Here is a 15,402-nt window from a genome sequence, read left to right as displayed (position 1 = left end):
GTTCGGGGCAACCTACTGACGGGGCAAGCCCCCTCCCACATTTGGAACGCATTTCAAAATGTGAGAGGGGGCTTGCCCCCGATGGCGGTAGAAGCTTCAACCCTAAAAATTCAGGCAAAAAAAAGCCCCGCATTCAGCGAGGCTCTTCTTCGAATCATCAGGGCAATCAGCTCCCTTTGACAGCCTTACCGTCAACGGTGCCATCCTGCAGCATGATGTTGTATTCCTTGCCATCCGTTTCAACCTGGCGCAAGGCAACCAGAATGCCGCCCTGGTCCTTGGCAAACCACATCTGCGTGATGCGCTTGCTCTGGGATGGATCACGCACGCGTTCAACCTTGATCGCGTCGATGGAGCCTACCTTGGTCTGGACTTTTTCCGGGCCCATGACGCGGAAGTCATAGGTATCCACATCCGTACCTTCGGCCACTCGGTAGCTCATGCTTTTCTTGCCGGCAGCCACATCGCGCTGAAGGGCGAGTTGATAGGTGGACTTGTCGAGCATGCCGCTTTCGAGGGTGACGTTAACCGGGTCCTTGTTTTCAAAGCCGGTGATCTTCTTGGTCGCCTGATCGAAATCCAGGTTGATCTTCTTCGCCTTGCCCAAACCGCCGCGCTCGAAGCTGTAACTCTTGGGTTGCAGGGTGTCCTTGTCGAACAGGATCACGCTGGTTTCGGTCAGGCTGGCAATCATCATCGAGGCCTTGAAGTTCAAGGTCCAGGTGCCGTCGCCGTTCTTGGTCAGGCTGCGTTCAGCCGAGCCACTCATGGGCAGTTGTTTCCAGTCGGCGGTGTAGCTGACGGAGAAGGGGTGAAGGTCCGCCGCTTGCACGGCAGGCAGAGCGAACAGCGCAAAAGCGAAGAGCAGGGCGCGACGCATAAAATCTCCTAGGTTCGAATCAAGTGGCCGCTGGCCGCGAGTAACTGACCATCCAATAATGCACCCTGTTCACCAAGAATCAACCGACCCTCGGCAAACCAGCGAACAGCCAACGGGTAAATCCTGTGTTCCTGGGTATGAACCCGTTGCGCAAGCGTCTGCGCAGAGTCATCCGACTCTACCGGAACCACTGCCTGTACGACCAGAGGCCCGCCATCGAGTTCCTCGGTGACAAAGTGCACGCTGCAGCCATGCTCGCGGTCGCCGGCATCGAGGGCGCGTTGATGGGTGTGCAGGCCTTTGTACTTGGGCAGCAGGGAAGGGTGGATATTGAGCAGGCGCCCTTCGTAATGCCGCACGAAATCAGCGCTGAGGATGCGCATGAAGCCGGCAAGTACGACGAGCTTGGGGTTGAAGGCGTCGATCAGTTCGATCAAGGCGCGGTCGAAGGCCTCGCGGCCGTCGAACGCCTTGTGATCCAGCGAGCGGGTCTCGATACCCGCGTCCCTGGCGCGTTGCAGGCCGTAGGCATCGCTGCGGTTGGAAATCACCGCAGCGATGCGCACCGGGCTGTCGCCGGTGTGCGTGCTGTCGATCAGGGCCTGCAAATTACTGCCGGTGCCGGAAAGCAGCACCACGACATCACAGGTGACAGGCATCAATGCGCCTTAAGGTTCTTCAGTTCAACCTGGGCCGCGCCTTCGGCAGCGCTGGCGATCTGGCCGATGACCCAAGGCTGCTCGCCGGCTTCACGCAGTACATTCAGCGCGGTTTCAACGTGCTCTTGCGCCACGCAGATCACCATGCCCACGCCGCAGTTCAGCACGCGGTGCATTTCGGTTTCGTTGACGTTGCCTTTCTCTTGCAGCCAGTCGAAGACCGCAGGGCGCTGCCAGCTGGCCACGTCGACAATCGCCTGGGCGCCTTTTGGCAGCACGCGCGGGATGTTGTCCAGCAGGCCGCCGCCGGTGATGTGGGCCATGGCCTTGACGGCGCCGGTGTCCTTGATCAGCTTGAGCAGTGGCTTGACGTAGATGCGCGTCGGAGCCATCAGCAGGTCGGTCAGTGGCTTGCCGTCGAGCTGGATGTTCTCGATATCGGCGCCGGACACTTCAATGATCTTGCGGATCAGCGAGTAGCCGTTGGAGTGCGGGCCGGACGATGGCAGAGCGAGCAAGGCATCGCCGGCAGCGACTTTGGAGCCGTCGATGATTTCGGATTTTTCCACCACGCCGACGCAGAAACCGGCCAGGTCGTAGTCTTCGCCTTCGTACATGCCTGGCATTTCAGCGGTTTCGCCGCCGACCAGGGAGCAACCCGACAGTTCGCAGCCGGCGCCGATGCCGGTGACCACTTGGGTCGCGGTCTCGACATTGAGTTTGCCGGTGGCGTAGTAGTCGAGGAAGAACAACGGCTCTGCGCCGCACACCACCAGGTCGTTGACGCACATGGCAACCAGGTCGATGCCGATGCTGTCGTGCTTGTTCAGGTTCAGTGCCAGGCGCAGCTTGGTGCCTACGCCGTCGGTGCCGGAAACCAGTACAGGCTGCTTGTAGCCGGCCGGGATTTCGCAGAGGGCGCCAAAACCGCCCAGGCCACCCATGACTTCAGGGCGCGCAGTGCGCTTGGCGACGCTCTTGATGCGTTCGACCAATGCTTCACCGGCGTCGATGTCTACACCGGCGTCCTTGTAGCTCAGGGAGGGTTGCTTGCTCATGATCCAGGCCTTTAAGGGGGATTTCTGGGTAACGACCGAGCGGGCAGGCACTTTTGGCGAAGGCCCAGCCGTTGACGGTCTGCGAAGGCGCGCGATTTTATCAGGCTTGAGGGGCAGCGGCCATCCTCGGGCCGACGGGCAGGGCATATGAGTCTAAAAAAAACCGAATCGGCCCGGTAATGCACCGTATTAAGGTATAGCCTTGAATCCGCTATCGTTATGACAGTATGAAAACTTACCGAGACCCGTGAATGTTTTACCGGTCGCTGTGTCACAGCCTTGCCAAACCGAGATCACGCGGTCTGTTCCAGCCGCTAAATTTGTCGTTCGGGAATCTTCCATGCGTCTGTGTAAATTCTTTTTTGTAGGCTGTTTGTCGTTGGTCAGCCTGGCGAGTCATGCCGAAACCCTCAATGGCCTCTATCAAGTCCTCGAACCGGTCAGCAGCCAGTCACCCCAGGAGCGTGACCAGGCCACCCAGCGCGCCGTGCAGACCCTGGTCATCCGCCTGACCGGCGATGCCAAGGCCGCCGAGGGCCCGGGCCTGGCGGCGGTCCGCAAAGATCCGCAACAAATCATCAGCCAATACGGCTACGACGCCGGCCCGCCGGAAAGCCTGCAGGTGGATTTCGACCCGGTCAGCACCGATCGCGCCCTGCGTGATGCTGGCCTGGCGATCTGGGGCAGCAATCGGCCCTCGATCCTCGGCTGGTGGCTGAACGACTCTACCGAAGGCAGCAGCCTGGTCGGCGACGGCCAGGCGGTGGCTCAAGCGCTGCGCCGGGCGGCCCAGCACCGAGGCTTGCCGTTGCGCCTGCCGCTGGGTGACCTGGACGAACAAGTGGTCGCCACCGCGCCGAACCTGGAAAGTGCCGACGCCACGCCGCTGCGCGCCGCCTCCGAGCGCTATGGCGCCGATGCGTTATTGGCGGTGCATGCGCGCCAGGAAGGCAACCAGTGGCAGGCTAAATGGCGCCTATGGCTGGGCGACAAGACCGAACAGGGCAGCGTCCAGGGCGCTGACACTGGCGCGGTGGCTGATGCCGTGTTGCTCGCAGTCAGCCAGAAGCTCGCGCCGCGTTTTGCGGTCAAGCCGGGAGTCAGCGCCGAACAGTTGCTGGAGGTGCAGGGCATGAACCTGGAGCGCTATGCCGTCCTGGGTCGTTTGCTCGAGCCCTTTGGTGGTCAGCCGCAGCGGGTAGACGGCACTCGTATTGTGTATCGCGTCAACGGCAGCGCCGATCAGTTGCGCACCCAGTTGAGCCTGGCCAAGTTGCAGGAAGTGCCGGCAGGTGAAGCCTCCGCCCCGCAACCGCCGGCCGATGGCGCACAACCGGCTGCCGCGCCTGAGCCCCAGGCGCAGTTACGTTTTCGTTGGTAAGTGGCCTGGCTTCTATATAGAGGCGGCAAGTAAATAACAGAGGAAGTGGTTCATGGCGGATACGCGTCGTTGGGTGTGGCTTGGCGGGATTGTCCTGCTGTGCGTTTTTGTGTTCTTGCTGCATTCGATCCTGACGCCATTTCTGGTGGCGTTGCTGCTCGCCTATCTGTTCGATCCGGTGGTGGATCGCCTGGAGAAGGCCGGCCTGTCGCGCACCTGGGGCGTGATCGCGGTGTTTGCCTTGTTCACCCTGATCATCACCGCCCTGGTGTTGGTGCTGGTGCCGATGCTGGCCAAGCAGCTGTATCGACTTTACGAACTGGCGCCGCAGATGCTCGACTGGTTGCAGCACACGGCGATGCCATGGGCCCAGGCCAAGCTTGGGCTGTCGGACGGGTTCTGGAAGTTCGACAAGGTCAAGGCCGCGATCAGCGAACACATGGACAAGACCACCGATATCGTCAGTATGGTGCTCAGCCAGGCCACCGCTTCCAGCCTTGCGCTGATCGGCTGGCTGACCAACCTGGTGCTGATCCCGGTGGTGGCGTTCTACCTGCTGCGGGACTGGGACATCATGATGGCCAAGATCCGCAGCCTGCTGCCGCGCGACCGCGAGGAGCGCATCGTGTCCCTGGCGGGCGAGTGTCATGAGGTACTGGGGGCGTTCGTGCGCGGGCAACTGCTGGTGATGCTGGCGCTGGGCATCATCTACGCCGCCGGCTTGATGGCGATCGGCCTTGAGCTGGGCCTGTTGATCGGCCTGATCGCCGGCCTGGCCGCGATCGTGCCCTACATGGGCTTCGTGATCGGGATCGGCGCGGCGCTGGTGGCGGGGCTGTTCCAGTTTGGCGGCGACCTGTATCCGATGCTGGGCATCGTCGCGGTGTTCATGGTCGGCCAGGCGCTGGAAGGCATGGTATTGACCCCGCTGCTGGTGGGGGACCGCATCGGCCTGCATCCCGTGGCGGTGATCTTTGCGATCCTGGCGGGCGGTGAGCTATTCGGCTTTACCGGCATCCTGCTGGCGCTGCCGGTGGCGGCGGTGATCATGGTGCTGGTGCGGCATGTTCACGATGTGTACAAGGATTCGGATGTGTACACGGGCGTTGAAGATCCCGATCTGTAATCGCGCTATCACGAACCCGGCGCATGGCCGGGTTTGTTGTTTAATGTGGCGGGTGCGTCAAACAATTCGCGCAAAACCAACAGGTTAACGCAAACCTTTGATTTTGCTTGTGGTCTGCTGCATTGTGCGCCCGGCGCCACGCGTATAAACTTTGCAAACTTTACACAGAGGCCACTCACGGTTCGATGGGAGCCGTTCAGTCAGCATGAAACCGATTCAGCTGCCCCTAGGTGTGCGTCTGCGTGACGACGCTACCTTTATCAACTACTACCCAGGCGCCAATGCCGCTGCACTCGGCTATGTCGAGCGCCTCTGCGAAGCCGACGCCGGGTGGACTGAAAGCCTGATCTATCTGTGGGGCAAGCATGGCGTCGGGCGTACCCACTTGCTGCAGGCCGCGTGCCTGCGTTTCGAGCAGATGGGCGAGCCGGCGGTTTACCTGCCGTTGGCTGAGCTGATGGACCATGGTGTGGGGATCTTCGACAACCTCGAACAGTACGAACTGGTGTGTCTGGACGATTTGCAGGCGATTGCGGGCAAGGCGGACTGGGAAGAGGCGCTGTTTCATCTGTTCAACCGCTTGCGCGACAGTGGCCGCCGCCTGTTGATCGCCGCGTCTACGTCGCCGCGTGAACTGCCGGTGAAGCTGGCCGACCTCAAGTCGCGGCTGACGCTGGCGTTGATCTTCCAGATGCGGCCCTTGTCCGATGAAGACAAACTCCGTGCCCTGCAACTGCGCGCCTCGCGTCGCGGCCTGCACCTGACCGACGAGGTCGGGCACTTCATCCTCACCCGTGGCACGCGCAGCATGAGCGCGTTGTTCGAGTTGCTCGAACAGCTCGATCAGGCCTCGCTGCAGGCCCAGCGCAAGCTCACCATTCCCTTCCTCAAGGAAACCCTAGGCTGGTAGCCAAGCCTTGTGTTTTCAGGCCTTCGGCAAATTCCAGGCGCCAGAAAACCTGCGTTTTGGCCGGTTTGGCCACGCACAGGGCAGGTCTCTGGGATTAACGGCTTAGATGGCGTGGTCCAAACAGGAAGTCACAAAGAGTTCGATTGAATTTGCAAATCGATGTGATAGAAGGCATAGTCTCGCCTTCTTTACACATCAGCCACGGTCGTGCCCATGCTAAATCGCTTCGCACCCCTCGTGCCTCTCGCACTCGTTACCCTGTTGTTTGGTTGCGCCTCCCACCCTCAGCAGGTGGTAGAACAGCCCAAACCACAGGTTCAAAATCAGGCTAAATTCGTTGCTGCACAGTCTGCTTCTGTTTATGAAGAAGAGCTGGCAACCGAAAAAGAGCTGGCCGACTTCTCCGGCAGCAAGCCTTATCAGCTTCCCGTTCTGGCCGACAGCATTCTCGAACGCGGCATGTCCCTGATCGGTACCCGCTACCGTTTCGGCGGCACCTCTGAAGCCGGTTTCGATTGCAGCGGTTTTATCGGCTACCTGTTTCGTGAAGAAGCCGGCATGAATCTGCCGCGCTCCACCCGCGAAATGATCAACGTGAAAGCACCGTTGGTCGCACGCAACAATCTCAAGCCCGGTGATCTGCTTTTCTTTAGTACAGCCGGTCGCGGCCGTGTCAGCCACGCTGGTATCTACTTGGGCGATAACCAGTTTATCCACTCCAGCAGCCGTCGTAGCGGTGGTGTGCGGGTCGATAACCTGGGTGACAGCTACTGGAGCAAAACCTTCATCGAAGCCAAGCGTGCACTCGCCATGGCCCCGTCTACGGTTACCGCCAGTAAGTAAAGTTAAAGTGATACTTGAAGTTTGACGTGTAAGCGCTAGAATCCCTGGACATTGTTGTAATCCGTTCGCGCGAGCTTTGCTTGCGCGTTCTGGTTTTCAGCGTTCGGCAGCGAAAGCCGCATCCAGACCAGGATTGTTCTGCCCATGTCGACCTCGGCCCGCCTCTTTCTTCTCGTTTGCGCCGCACTCCTGAGCGCCTGCGCAAGCCGTCCACCGCCGCCTGCTCCTGTAGCCGTCAAGCCTAAGCCGGTGTTCAACTATTCCACCCAGAATTTCTCCCCTGCCGCCGAAGACGTGCTCTTTCGCGCGCTGGGCCTGGTGGGCACGCCGTATCGCTGGGGCGGCAACACGCCGGACTCGGGCTTTGATTGCAGCGGCCTGATTGGCTTTGTCTACCGCGATGCGGCCGGTATCACCTTGCCGCGCACTACCCGCGAGTTGATCGTGATGCGTGCCCAAGACGTCAGCGAGCAGAACCTGCAAACCGGTGACCTGCTGTTCTTCGCCACCGGTGGTGGTTCGCGGGTGAGCCACGCCGGCATCTACGTGGGTGAGGGCCGTTTTGTGCACGCTCCGCAGACTGGCGGTACGGTGAAGCTGGATACGTTGTCGAAGGCGTATTGGCAGAATGCTTACCTGAGTGCCAAGCGCGTGTTGCCGGCAAACTTGGCGCGCAATCCCTGAATCGAACACCAAACCAAATGTGGGAGGGGGCTTGCTCCCGATAGCGGTGTATCAATCACTATCTCCAGTGGCTGACACACTGCTATCGGGAGCAAGCCCCCTCCCACATTGTTTTGTGGTGTGCTTGAGAGGGGCTACTTGGCCGCCGACACCCGCCACACCTTATTCCCCACATCATCGGCCACCAGCAAATCCCCTTGCTGATCGATCACCACGCCCACCGGCCGGCCCATGGCGTTCTCATCTTTATCGAGGAACCCGGTCAGCACATCCACCGGCTTGCCTTTCGGCTGCCCGCCCTCGAACGGCACGAAGATCACCTTATAGCCACTGTACGGCTTGCGGTTCCATGAACCATGCTGGCCGATGAACGCACCGTTGCTGAACTGCGCCGGGAGTGTGTTGCCCTGGGCGAAGGTCAGCCCCAACGACGCGGTATGCGGGCCGACCGCATAGTCCGGCGCAATGGCTTTGGCGACCAGCTGCGGGTTCTGCGGGGTGACGCGCACATCCACATGCTGCCCGTAATAGCTGAACGGCCAGCCATAGAACGCGCCGTCCTTGACCGAGGTGATGTAGTCCGGCACCAGGTCGCTGCCGATTTCATCGCGCTCGTTCACCGCCGTCCACAATTTGCCGCTCTGCGGCTCCCACGCCATGCCGTTGGGGTTGCGCAGGCCGGAGGCGAAAATACGATGCTGGCCCGTGGCGCGGTCCACTTCCCAGATCGCCGCCCGACCTTCTTCGGCTTCCAGGCCATTCTCGCCGACGTTGCTGTTGGAGCCGACGCTGACGTACAGCTTGCTGCCATCCTGGCTGGCGATCACGTTTTTAGTCCAGTGATGGTTGAGGCTGCCACCCGGCAAATCGACGACTTTGGTGCCGGCCGCCTTGATCGCGGTCTCCCCAGGTTGATAGGGGAAACGCAGCAACTTGTCGGAGTCCGCCACGTACAGGTCGTTGCCGACCAGAGCCATGCCGAAGGGCGAGTTGAGGTTTTCCAGGAACACCGTGCGCGTTTCGGCGACGCCGTCGTGATCGGCATCGCGCAGCAGGGTGATGCGGTTCGGGCTCGGCACACCTGCGCCCGCGCGGCCCATGACTTTCTCCATGACCCAGCCGCGCACGCCTTTGGCGTCATCGGGCTTGGGCGGTGCATTGGTCTCGGCCACCAGGATGTCGCCGTTGGGCAGCACATAGAGCCAGCGCGGATGCTCCAGGCCCTCGGCGAATGCGGTGACCTGGGTGCCGGCAGCGGCCGTTGGCTTGGCGCCGTCGGGCCAACCGACAGCCGGCGCGATGTTCACGGTGGGGATCAGCGTCTTGTTCGGTTCCGGCAACCTGGGCGAGGGCCCGGTGCCATCGGCTACCTGCAGGGTAGAGCTTTCTCCGCAGGCGGCGAGGGTGCCGGCGAGCATGATCAGTAGGGCGAGTCTGGTTTTGTGCATGGTGTTCTCCTGAATACCTGTAAGGGTAGAGAAGCACATCACCTTGATGGTTCAAGTACAGGGCCAGCTTTAATTGACGCTCCACCCCCAACCCACTAACCTTCGCGGCTTGTTCCAGGTGCTCTGTGGCGCATGCGTCGACAGAGTGAAACAGGGAAGCCGGTGAGTGAGCGCACTTGTACACAGTGCCGCCGCAATTCCGGCGCTGCCCCCGCAACGGTAAATGAGTCAAGACGGTGCTGTTGGCCACTGTATCGCAGGCGATATGGGAAGGCGCGCCGTTGGCATGTCTTTTACAAAAGGCAGGGCGCCACTCATGAGCCCGGAGACCGGCCTGAAACATCCAACAGCATCACGGTGGGCGATGCTTGGCTGTCTGTTGTTCTTTTTTCCTGCCCGCCGTTTTTGTCCAGCCCCAACGGAGAGCTGCCATGACCGATACCCCCGACCGCGACGAACGCCACCTGGCGCGCATGCTGCGCAAAAAAGCCGTGATCGATGAACGCATCGCCAACTCGCCCAATGAATGCGGTTTGCTGCTGGTGCTGACCGGCAACGGCAAGGGCAAAAGCAGTTCGGCCTTCGGCATGTTGGCCCGCGCCATGGGGCATGGCATGCAGTGCGGCGTGGTGCAGTTCATCAAGGGGCGCAACAGTACCGGCGAAGAGTTGTTTTTCCGCCGCTTCCCCGAGCAGGTCCGCTTTCACGTGATGGGCGAAGGCTTCACCTGGGAAACCCAGGATCGTCAGCGCGATATCGCCGCCGCCGAAGCGGCCTGGGCGGTCTCCCGGGCGATGCTCAATGACCCTTCCATCGGCCTGGTCGTGCTCGACGAACTGAACATTGCCCTCAAGCACGGCTACCTTGACCTCGACCAGGTGCTCGGCGACCTGCAGGCGCGCCCGCCGATGCAGCACGTGGTGGTCACCGGCCGTGGCGCCAAGCCTGAGCTGATCGAAATGGGTGACACCGTCACCGAAATGGGGATGCTCAAGCACGCGTTCCAGGCCGGTATCAAGGCACAGAAAGGCGTCGAACTTTGAATCAGCCCCGTCATTGCCCGGCCGTCTTGATCGCCGCACCGGCGTCCGGCCAGGGCAAAACCACCGTCACCGCAGCGTTGGCGCGTTTGCACCGCAACCTGGGGCGCACGGTACGCGTATTCAAATGCGGGCCGGATTTCCTTGACCCGATGATTCACGAGCGCGCCAGCGGCGCGCCGGTGTATCAATTGGATATGTGGATGGTGGGCGAGCAGGAAAGTCGCCGTTTGTTGTGGGAAGCAGCGGGGGAGGCCGACCTGATCCTGATCGAAGGCGTGATGGGCCTGTTCGACGGCACCCCGTCAAGCGCCGACCTGGCGCGGCATTTCGGCGTGCCGGTGCTGGCAGTGATCGACGGCACGGCCATGGCGCAGACCTTTGGCGCCCTCGCGTTGGGCCTGGCGCGCTACCAGCCGGACCTGCCATTCGCCGGCGTACTCGCCAACCGCGTCGGCACGCTGCGCCATGCGCAGTTGCTGGAAGGCAGCCTCACCGAGGGATTGCGCTGGTACGGCGCGCTGTCGCGTGAAACCGGTATCGAATTGCCCAGCCGTCACCTGGGCCTGGTGCAAGCCAGCGAACTCAATGACCTCGACCTGCGTCTGGACGCCGCCGCCCAAGCGTTGGGCAGCAGTTGCGAAGTCGCCGTGCCGCCACCGGTGACATTTGCCGCGCCGCAGGTGATCACCGCCGAGCCGTTGCTCGCCGGGGTACGCATTGCGGTGGCCCGTGACGAAGCCTTCGCGTTTACCTACGGTGCCAGCCTCGACTTGTTGCGCGCGATGGGCGCCGAGTTGCGTTTCTTTTCACCGATCCATGACGGCGCATTGCCTGAAGCCGACAGCCTCTATCTACCCGGCGGTTACCCGGAGCTGCATCACCGGGCCCTGTCGCAAAACACACCGATGCTCGCCGCCATCCGCGCTCATCATGCAGCCGGCAAGCCCTTGCTCGCCGAATGCGGCGGCATGCTGTACCTGCTGGACTCGCTTACCGATGTCGACGGCAACCGCGCCGAACTGCTCGGCCTGCTGCAGGGCGATGCAGTGATGCAAAAGAAATTGGCAGCGCTGGCGCTGCAAAGCGTCGAGTTGCCCGAAGGCACCTTGCGCGGGCACACCTATCACCATTCCCTGACCAGCACCGAATGCGAGCCGATCGCCCGTGGCATGAGCCCCAATGGTGGGCGCGGGGCTGAGGCGGTGTATCGGCAGGGACGGATGACAGCCTCCTACGTGCACTTTTACTTTCCGTCCAATCCGACGGCGGTGGCTGCACTGTTCGCGCCAGGCCCCGACACCGCTATCGGGAGCAAGTCCCCTCCCACAGGGGATTGCATTCCGCAGGTGGGAGGGGGCTTGCCCCCGATGACGCCATGAGCGACAACGCCTTCCCCGAGGCCGACCGCCAAGCCGTCTACCGCGCCATCGCCGAACGCCGTGACATGCGCCACTTCAGCGGTGGCAGCGTCGCGCCTGAGTTATTGCAGCGCCTGCTCCAGGCTGCCCACCAGGCACCCAGCGTCGGCCTGATGCAACCGTGGCGCTTTATCCGTATCAGCGACCGTCAACTTAGGGGCCGCATTCAACAACTGGTCGAAGAAGAGCGCCTGCGCACCGCCGAGGCCCTGGGCGAGCGCTCCGATGACTTCATGAAGCTCAAGGTCGAAGGCATCCACGACTGCGCCGAAGTGCTGGTGGCGGCGCTGATGGACGATCGCGAGCGGCACATCTTCGGCCGTCGCACCTTGCCGGAAATGGACATGGCGTCGTTGTCCTGCGCGATCCAGAACCTGTGGCTGGCGGCCCGCGTCGAGGGGTTGGGCATGGGCTGGGTGTCGCTGTTCGAACCCCAGGCCCTGGCCGACCTGCTGGGTTTGCCGGCGGGCGCCAAACCCCTGGCGGTGCTGTGCCTGGGACCGGTCGCCGAGTTCTATCCGGCACCGATGTTGCAGCTCGAAGGCTGGGCCGAGCCGCGGCCATTGAGTGACATGCTGTACCAAAACCTGTGGGGAGTGAGTCGATGAGTGTGGCCTTGCTGTGTGTTGCCGCAGTAGCGCTGGATGCGCTACTGGGCGAGCCCAGGCGCTGGCATCCGCTGGTGGCGTTCGGCAATTTTGCCGGGCGCATCGAACAGCGTTTCAATTCAGGCGGTCGTGGCTGGCGCAGCCATGGGGTGACCGCGTGGTTTATCGCGGTGGTACCGCTGACCCTGCTGGCCACCGCATTGTCCTGGGCGCCGTACATCGGTTGGGTGCTGGAAATCCTGGCGTTGTACTGCGCCCTGGGCATGCGCAGCCTGGGCGAGCATGTGCTGCCGGTCGCTCAGGCCCTGCGCAGTGATGACCTAGAAGAGGCGCGCCGGCGCGTGAGTTACCTGGTCAGCCGCCAGACCAGCGAGCTGGATCGCACCGAGGTCGCTCGCGCGGCCACCGAGTCGGTGCTGGAAAACGGCAGCGACGCCGTGTTCGCCGCGCTGTTCTGGTTCGTAGTCGCCGGCGTGCCGGGCGTGGTGCTCTATCGCCTGAGCAATACCCTTGATGCCATGTGGGGCTATCGCAACGAACGCTTCGAACGCTTTGGCTGGGCGGCGGCGAAGATCGACGATGGGCTCAACTATATTCCTGCACGGCTGGTGGCCTTGACCTACGCGTTGCTGGGCAAGACTCGCCTGGCGCTCAAATGCTGGCGCACCCAGGGGCCGACCTGGGACAGCCCCAACGCCGGCCCGGTGATGGCCGCTGGCGCCGGTGCGCTGGGCGTCGAACTGGGTGGCGCGGCGATTTATCACGGCGAGGTGCGCCAGCGCCCGCCATTGGGCGAAGGCCCGCCGGCCGACGCTGACGCGATCGACCGAGGCTGGCAACTGGTGCAGCGCGGCGTATGGTTGTGGCTGCTGGTCCTGTGCGCGGGGGCGCAATTTTATGCTTGAACACGGTGGTCGGCTGCGTAAGGCGGCAATTGAATACGGCATCGCGGAGGCGGATTGGCTCGATTTGTCCAGTGGCCTGGCGCCCTGGCCATGGCCGATTCCCGAGATTCCCTTGCGCGCCTGGGCACGGCTACCGGAAGCCGATGACGGCCTGGAAAAAGCCGCCTGCGACTACTATGGCGCGGCTCACGTGCTGCCGGTGCCGGGCTCCCAGGCCGCGATCCAGTTGCTGCCGCGCCTGCGCCGTTCCGGCAAGGTCGGCGTACTGTCGCCGTGCTACGCCGAACACGCCGAAGCCTGGCGTCGTGCCGGTTATGTGGTGCGCGAAGTGCAAGAGCAGGAAGTCGACTTCTTTCTCGACGGCCTCGACGTGCTGGTGGTGGTCAACCCGAATAACCCCACCGGCTTGAGCCTGGCCCCGGAGCGCCTGCTCGACTGGCATACGCGGCTGGCCCAGCGCGGCGGCTGGCTGGTGGTGGACGAAGCCTTCATGGACGTGACGCCGCACTTGAGCCTGGCCAGCCACACCCAGCAAGTCGGCTTGATCGTGCTGCGCTCATTCGGCAAGTTCTTCGGCCTGGCCGGCGTGCGCCTGGGCTTTGTGCTGGCCGAGCGCCGGTTGCTCAAATTGCTCGCCGAACAGGTCGGGCCCTGGGCGGTCAGCGGGCCGACACGGGTACTCGGCCAGGCATGCCTGCGCGACAGCGCTGGGCACGCTCGCCAGCGCACGCGTTGCATCGAGGCCGGCCAGCGCCTGTCTGACCTGCTTGAGCGCCAGGGTTTTCAGCCCCAGGGTGGCTGCGCCTTGTTCCAGTGGTTGATCACCCCGCACGCCGAACGCTTGCACGAATTCATGGCCCAGCGCGGCATTCTGCTGCGCCTGTTCGTTCACGACAGCAGCGTGCGTTTCGGTCTGCCTGACAGCGAGGCCGATTGGCAGCGTCTCGAGACGGCACTGGCCGCCTACAAGGAAGCGACATGACTACGTTGATGGTGCAGGGCACCACCTCCGACGCCGGCAAAAGCACGCTGGTGACTGCGCTGTGTCGCTGGCTGGTGCGCCAGGGGGTTGCAGTGGCGCCGTTCAAGCCACAGAACATGGCGCTCAACAGTGCGGTGACTGCTGAAGGCGGCGAGATCGGCCGCGCTCAGGCGGTACAGGCGCAGGCCGCCAACCTGGCGCCCCACACCGACATGAACCCGGTGCTGCTCAAGCCCAACAGCGACACCGGTTCCCAAGTGATTATCCATGGCCGCGCCGTGACCAGCATGAACGCGGTTGCCTACCACGACTACAAAGCCGTCGCGATGCAGGCGGTGCTGGCTTCCCACACCCGGTTGAGCCAAGCCTATCCGGTGGTGATGGTCGAAGGCGCGGGCTCGCCGGCCGAGATCAACCTGCGCGCCAATGACATCGCCAATATGGGCTTCGCCGAAGCCGTGGATTGTCCGGTGCTGTTGATCGCCGATATCAATCGCGGCGGGGTGTTCGCCCATCTGGTCGGTACGCTGGAATTGTTGTCCCCCAGCGAACAGGCGCGGGTCCGGGGTTTTATCATCAACCGGTTTCGCGGGGATATCGCGCTGCTGCAACCGGGGCTGGATTGGTTGGAGGCGCGTACCGGTAAGCCGGTGGTGGGCGTGTTGCCCTACGTGATGGACCTGCACCTCGAGGCCGAAGATGGCATCGACCAGCGCCAGACCGACAAGGCCGCCCAGGTGCTCAACGTGGTGGTGCCGGTGCTGCCGCGCATCAGCAACCACACGGATTTCGACCCGCTGCGCCTGCATCCCCAGGTGAACCTGCAATTCGTCGGGCCGGGTCAGCCGATCCCGGCCGCCGACCTGATCATCCTGCCGGGGTCGAAAAGTGTACGCAGTGATTTGGCGTACTTGCGTGCCCATGGCTGGGATACCGCCGTGGCGCGGCATTTGCGCTATGGCGGCAAGGTGCTGGGGATTTGTGGTGGCCTGCAGATGCTCGGCGAGCAGGTGCATGACCCGCTCGGCCTGGAAGGGCCCGTCGGCTCCAGCGATGGCCTGGGGCTGCTGGCGTTCAGCACGACGCTTGAGCAAGAGAAGCAATTGCGCAATGTGCGCGGGCGTTTGTTGCTGGAGGATGCCGAGGTCAGCGGGTATGAGATCCATGCGGGGGTGACGTCCGGCCCGGCGCTGGAGAATGCCGCCGTGCGGCTCGACGACGGGCGCAGTGATGGCGCGCAGAGTGCAGACGGGCAGATTCTCGGTACTTATCTGCACGGGCTGTTCGAGACACCGGCGGCGTGCAGTGCTTTGTTGCGCTGGGCGGGGTTGCAGGACGTGCAGGCAGTCGACTATCACGCCCTGCGTGAGCGGGATATCGAGCGCTTGGCGGATCTGGTGGAAAACCATCTGGACACTGAATTGTTGCGTCGATTGTGCGGAATCTGACGTCGGCTG

15 protein-coding genes and 1 riboswitch are annotated in these 15,402 nt (G+C 62.6%); of the genes, 11 read left to right on the top strand and 4 right to left on the bottom strand.

What is annotated here, in order from left to right:
* Window positions 1–166 precede the first annotated feature (166 nt).
* Genes C4J90_RS18675 through purM form a run of 3 tightly spaced genes read right to left on the bottom strand, consistent with a single transcriptional unit; the run spans window position 167 to window position 2,597 of the window.
* Window positions 167–880, bottom strand: coding sequence for a DUF3108 domain-containing protein (locus C4J90_RS18675; RefSeq protein ID WP_124363833.1), 714 nt, complete (start codon window positions 878–880; stop codon window positions 167–169).
* An 8-nt stretch (window positions 881–888) separates the two neighbouring features.
* A complete protein-coding gene (purN, locus tag C4J90_RS18670; RefSeq protein ID WP_124371449.1) occupies window positions 889–1,539 on the bottom strand; it encodes a phosphoribosylglycinamide formyltransferase in 651 nt (216 codons plus the stop codon).
* Entirely contained in the window at window positions 1,539–2,597 is a 1,059-nt protein-coding gene (gene purM, locus C4J90_RS18665) for a phosphoribosylformylglycinamidine cyclo-ligase (protein ID WP_124363831.1), read from the bottom strand. The genes purN and purM overlap by 1 nt, the downstream gene beginning before the upstream one ends.
* A gap of 340 nt (window positions 2,598–2,937) precedes the next feature.
* On the opposite strand from purM, the gene C4J90_RS18660 reads away from it, so the two are divergent.
* From C4J90_RS18660 to C4J90_RS18640, 5 genes are all read left to right on the top strand, one after another.
* Window positions 2,938–3,978, top strand: coding sequence for a DUF2066 domain-containing protein (locus tag C4J90_RS18660; protein ID WP_124420544.1), 1,041 nt, complete (start codon window positions 2,938–2,940; stop codon window positions 3,976–3,978).
* Between the two features lie 52 nt (window positions 3,979–4,030).
* On the top strand, window positions 4,031–5,104 hold the full coding sequence (locus C4J90_RS18655) for an AI-2E family transporter (RefSeq protein WP_124363829.1): 1,074 nt from the start codon (window positions 4,031–4,033) through the stop codon (window positions 5,102–5,104).
* Between the two features lie 205 nt (window positions 5,105–5,309).
* A complete protein-coding gene (hda, locus tag C4J90_RS18650; RefSeq protein ID WP_124363828.1) occupies window positions 5,310–6,014 on the top strand; it encodes a DnaA regulatory inactivator Hda in 705 nt (234 codons plus the stop codon).
* Window positions 6,015–6,227: 213 nt separating this feature from the next.
* A complete protein-coding gene (locus tag C4J90_RS18645) occupies window positions 6,228–6,857 on the top strand; it encodes a C40 family peptidase (RefSeq protein WP_124420543.1) in 630 nt (209 codons plus the stop codon).
* A 144-nt stretch (window positions 6,858–7,001) separates the two neighbouring features.
* The gene (locus C4J90_RS18640) at window positions 7,002–7,541 is read left to right on the top strand and encodes a C40 family peptidase (protein ID WP_124363826.1); all 540 of its coding nucleotides are present in this window, start codon (window positions 7,002–7,004) and stop codon (window positions 7,539–7,541) included.
* 134 nt (window positions 7,542–7,675) lie between these two features.
* Here the strand turns inward: C4J90_RS18640 and C4J90_RS18635 are convergent, their stop codons facing one another.
* Entirely contained in the window at window positions 7,676–8,989 is a 1,314-nt protein-coding gene (locus tag C4J90_RS18635; RefSeq protein ID WP_124420542.1) for a sorbosone dehydrogenase family protein, read from the bottom strand.
* 99 nt (window positions 8,990–9,088) lie between these two features.
* Window positions 9,089–9,342, top strand: a riboswitch (cobalamin riboswitch).
* Between the two features lie 78 nt (window positions 9,343–9,420).
* Here C4J90_RS18635 and cobO point away from each other — a divergent pair.
* The 6 genes from cobO to C4J90_RS18605 are packed head-to-tail and all read left to right on the top strand — an operon-like array spanning window position 9,421 to window position 15,393.
* Window positions 9,421–10,032: a cob(I)yrinic acid a,c-diamide adenosyltransferase gene (gene cobO / locus C4J90_RS18630; protein WP_124363824.1), complete on the top strand. Its 612-nt coding sequence runs from the start codon at window positions 9,421–9,423 to the stop codon at window positions 10,030–10,032.
* Window positions 10,029–11,411: a cobyrinate a,c-diamide synthase gene (locus tag C4J90_RS18625; protein WP_124420541.1), complete on the top strand. Its 1,383-nt coding sequence runs from the start codon at window positions 10,029–10,031 to the stop codon at window positions 11,409–11,411. The genes cobO and C4J90_RS18625 overlap by 4 nt, the downstream gene beginning before the upstream one ends.
* The gene (gene bluB, locus C4J90_RS18620; protein WP_124420540.1) at window positions 11,408–12,058 is read left to right on the top strand and encodes a 5,6-dimethylbenzimidazole synthase; all 651 of its coding nucleotides are present in this window, start codon (window positions 11,408–11,410) and stop codon (window positions 12,056–12,058) included. The genes C4J90_RS18625 and bluB overlap by 4 nt, the downstream gene beginning before the upstream one ends.
* Window positions 12,055–12,963 carry an adenosylcobinamide-phosphate synthase CbiB gene (gene cbiB / locus C4J90_RS18615; RefSeq protein WP_124420539.1) on the top strand — a complete coding sequence of 303 codons (909 nt, stop codon included), beginning with the start codon at window positions 12,055–12,057 and terminating at the stop codon, window positions 12,961–12,963. Before bluB ends, cbiB begins: the two co-directional genes overlap by 4 nt.
* Window positions 12,956–13,945, top strand: coding sequence for a threonine-phosphate decarboxylase CobD (gene cobD, locus C4J90_RS18610; RefSeq protein ID WP_124420538.1), 990 nt, complete (start codon window positions 12,956–12,958; stop codon window positions 13,943–13,945). The genes cbiB and cobD overlap by 8 nt, the downstream gene beginning before the upstream one ends.
* A complete protein-coding gene (locus C4J90_RS18605; protein ID WP_124420537.1) occupies window positions 13,942–15,393 on the top strand; it encodes a cobyric acid synthase in 1,452 nt (483 codons plus the stop codon). Before cobD ends, C4J90_RS18605 begins: the two co-directional genes overlap by 4 nt.
* Window positions 15,394–15,402: the final 9 nt, after the last annotated feature.

The organism is Pseudomonas sp. R2-60-08W (assembly GCF_003852335.1).
Lineage (GTDB): Bacteria > Pseudomonadota > Gammaproteobacteria > Pseudomonadales > Pseudomonadaceae > Aquipseudomonas.
The sequence above is the reverse complement of the archived record's forward strand: the minus strand, read 5'-3'. Positions and strand labels throughout refer to the sequence as shown.

Excerpts from the sequence above, each read along its gene's own strand:
- bluB (WP_124420540.1), top strand. The coding sequence starts at position 11,408 with ATGAGCGACAACGCCTTCCCCGAGGCCGACCGCCAAGCCGTCTACCGC.
- purN (WP_124371449.1), bottom strand. The coding sequence starts at position 1,539 with ATGCCTGTCACCTGTGATGTCGTGGTGCTGCTTTCCGGCACCGGCAGT.
- C4J90_RS18675 (WP_124363833.1), bottom strand. The coding sequence starts at position 880 with ATGCGTCGCGCCCTGCTCTTCGCTTTTGCGCTGTTCGCTCTGCCTGCC.
- hda (WP_124363828.1), top strand. The coding sequence starts at position 5,310 with ATGAAACCGATTCAGCTGCCCCTAGGTGTGCGTCTGCGTGACGACGCT.
- C4J90_RS18660 (WP_124420544.1), top strand. The coding sequence starts at position 2,938 with ATGCGTCTGTGTAAATTCTTTTTTGTAGGCTGTTTGTCGTTGGTCAGC.
- cbiB (WP_124420539.1), top strand. The coding sequence starts at position 12,055 with ATGAGTGTGGCCTTGCTGTGTGTTGCCGCAGTAGCGCTGGATGCGCTA.
- C4J90_RS18605 (WP_124420537.1), top strand. The coding sequence starts at position 13,942 with ATGACTACGTTGATGGTGCAGGGCACCACCTCCGACGCCGGCAAAAGC.
- cobO (WP_124363824.1), top strand. The coding sequence starts at position 9,421 with ATGACCGATACCCCCGACCGCGACGAACGCCACCTGGCGCGCATGCTG.
- purM (WP_124363831.1), bottom strand. The coding sequence starts at position 2,597 with ATGAGCAAGCAACCCTCCCTGAGCTACAAGGACGCCGGTGTAGACATC.
- C4J90_RS18655 (WP_124363829.1), top strand. The coding sequence starts at position 4,031 with ATGGCGGATACGCGTCGTTGGGTGTGGCTTGGCGGGATTGTCCTGCTG.
- C4J90_RS18645 (WP_124420543.1), top strand. The coding sequence starts at position 6,228 with ATGCTAAATCGCTTCGCACCCCTCGTGCCTCTCGCACTCGTTACCCTG.
- C4J90_RS18635 (WP_124420542.1), bottom strand. The coding sequence starts at position 8,989 with ATGCACAAAACCAGACTCGCCCTACTGATCATGCTCGCCGGCACCCTC.
- C4J90_RS18640 (WP_124363826.1), top strand. The coding sequence starts at position 7,002 with ATGTCGACCTCGGCCCGCCTCTTTCTTCTCGTTTGCGCCGCACTCCTG.
- cobD (WP_124420538.1), top strand. The coding sequence starts at position 12,956 with ATGCTTGAACACGGTGGTCGGCTGCGTAAGGCGGCAATTGAATACGGC.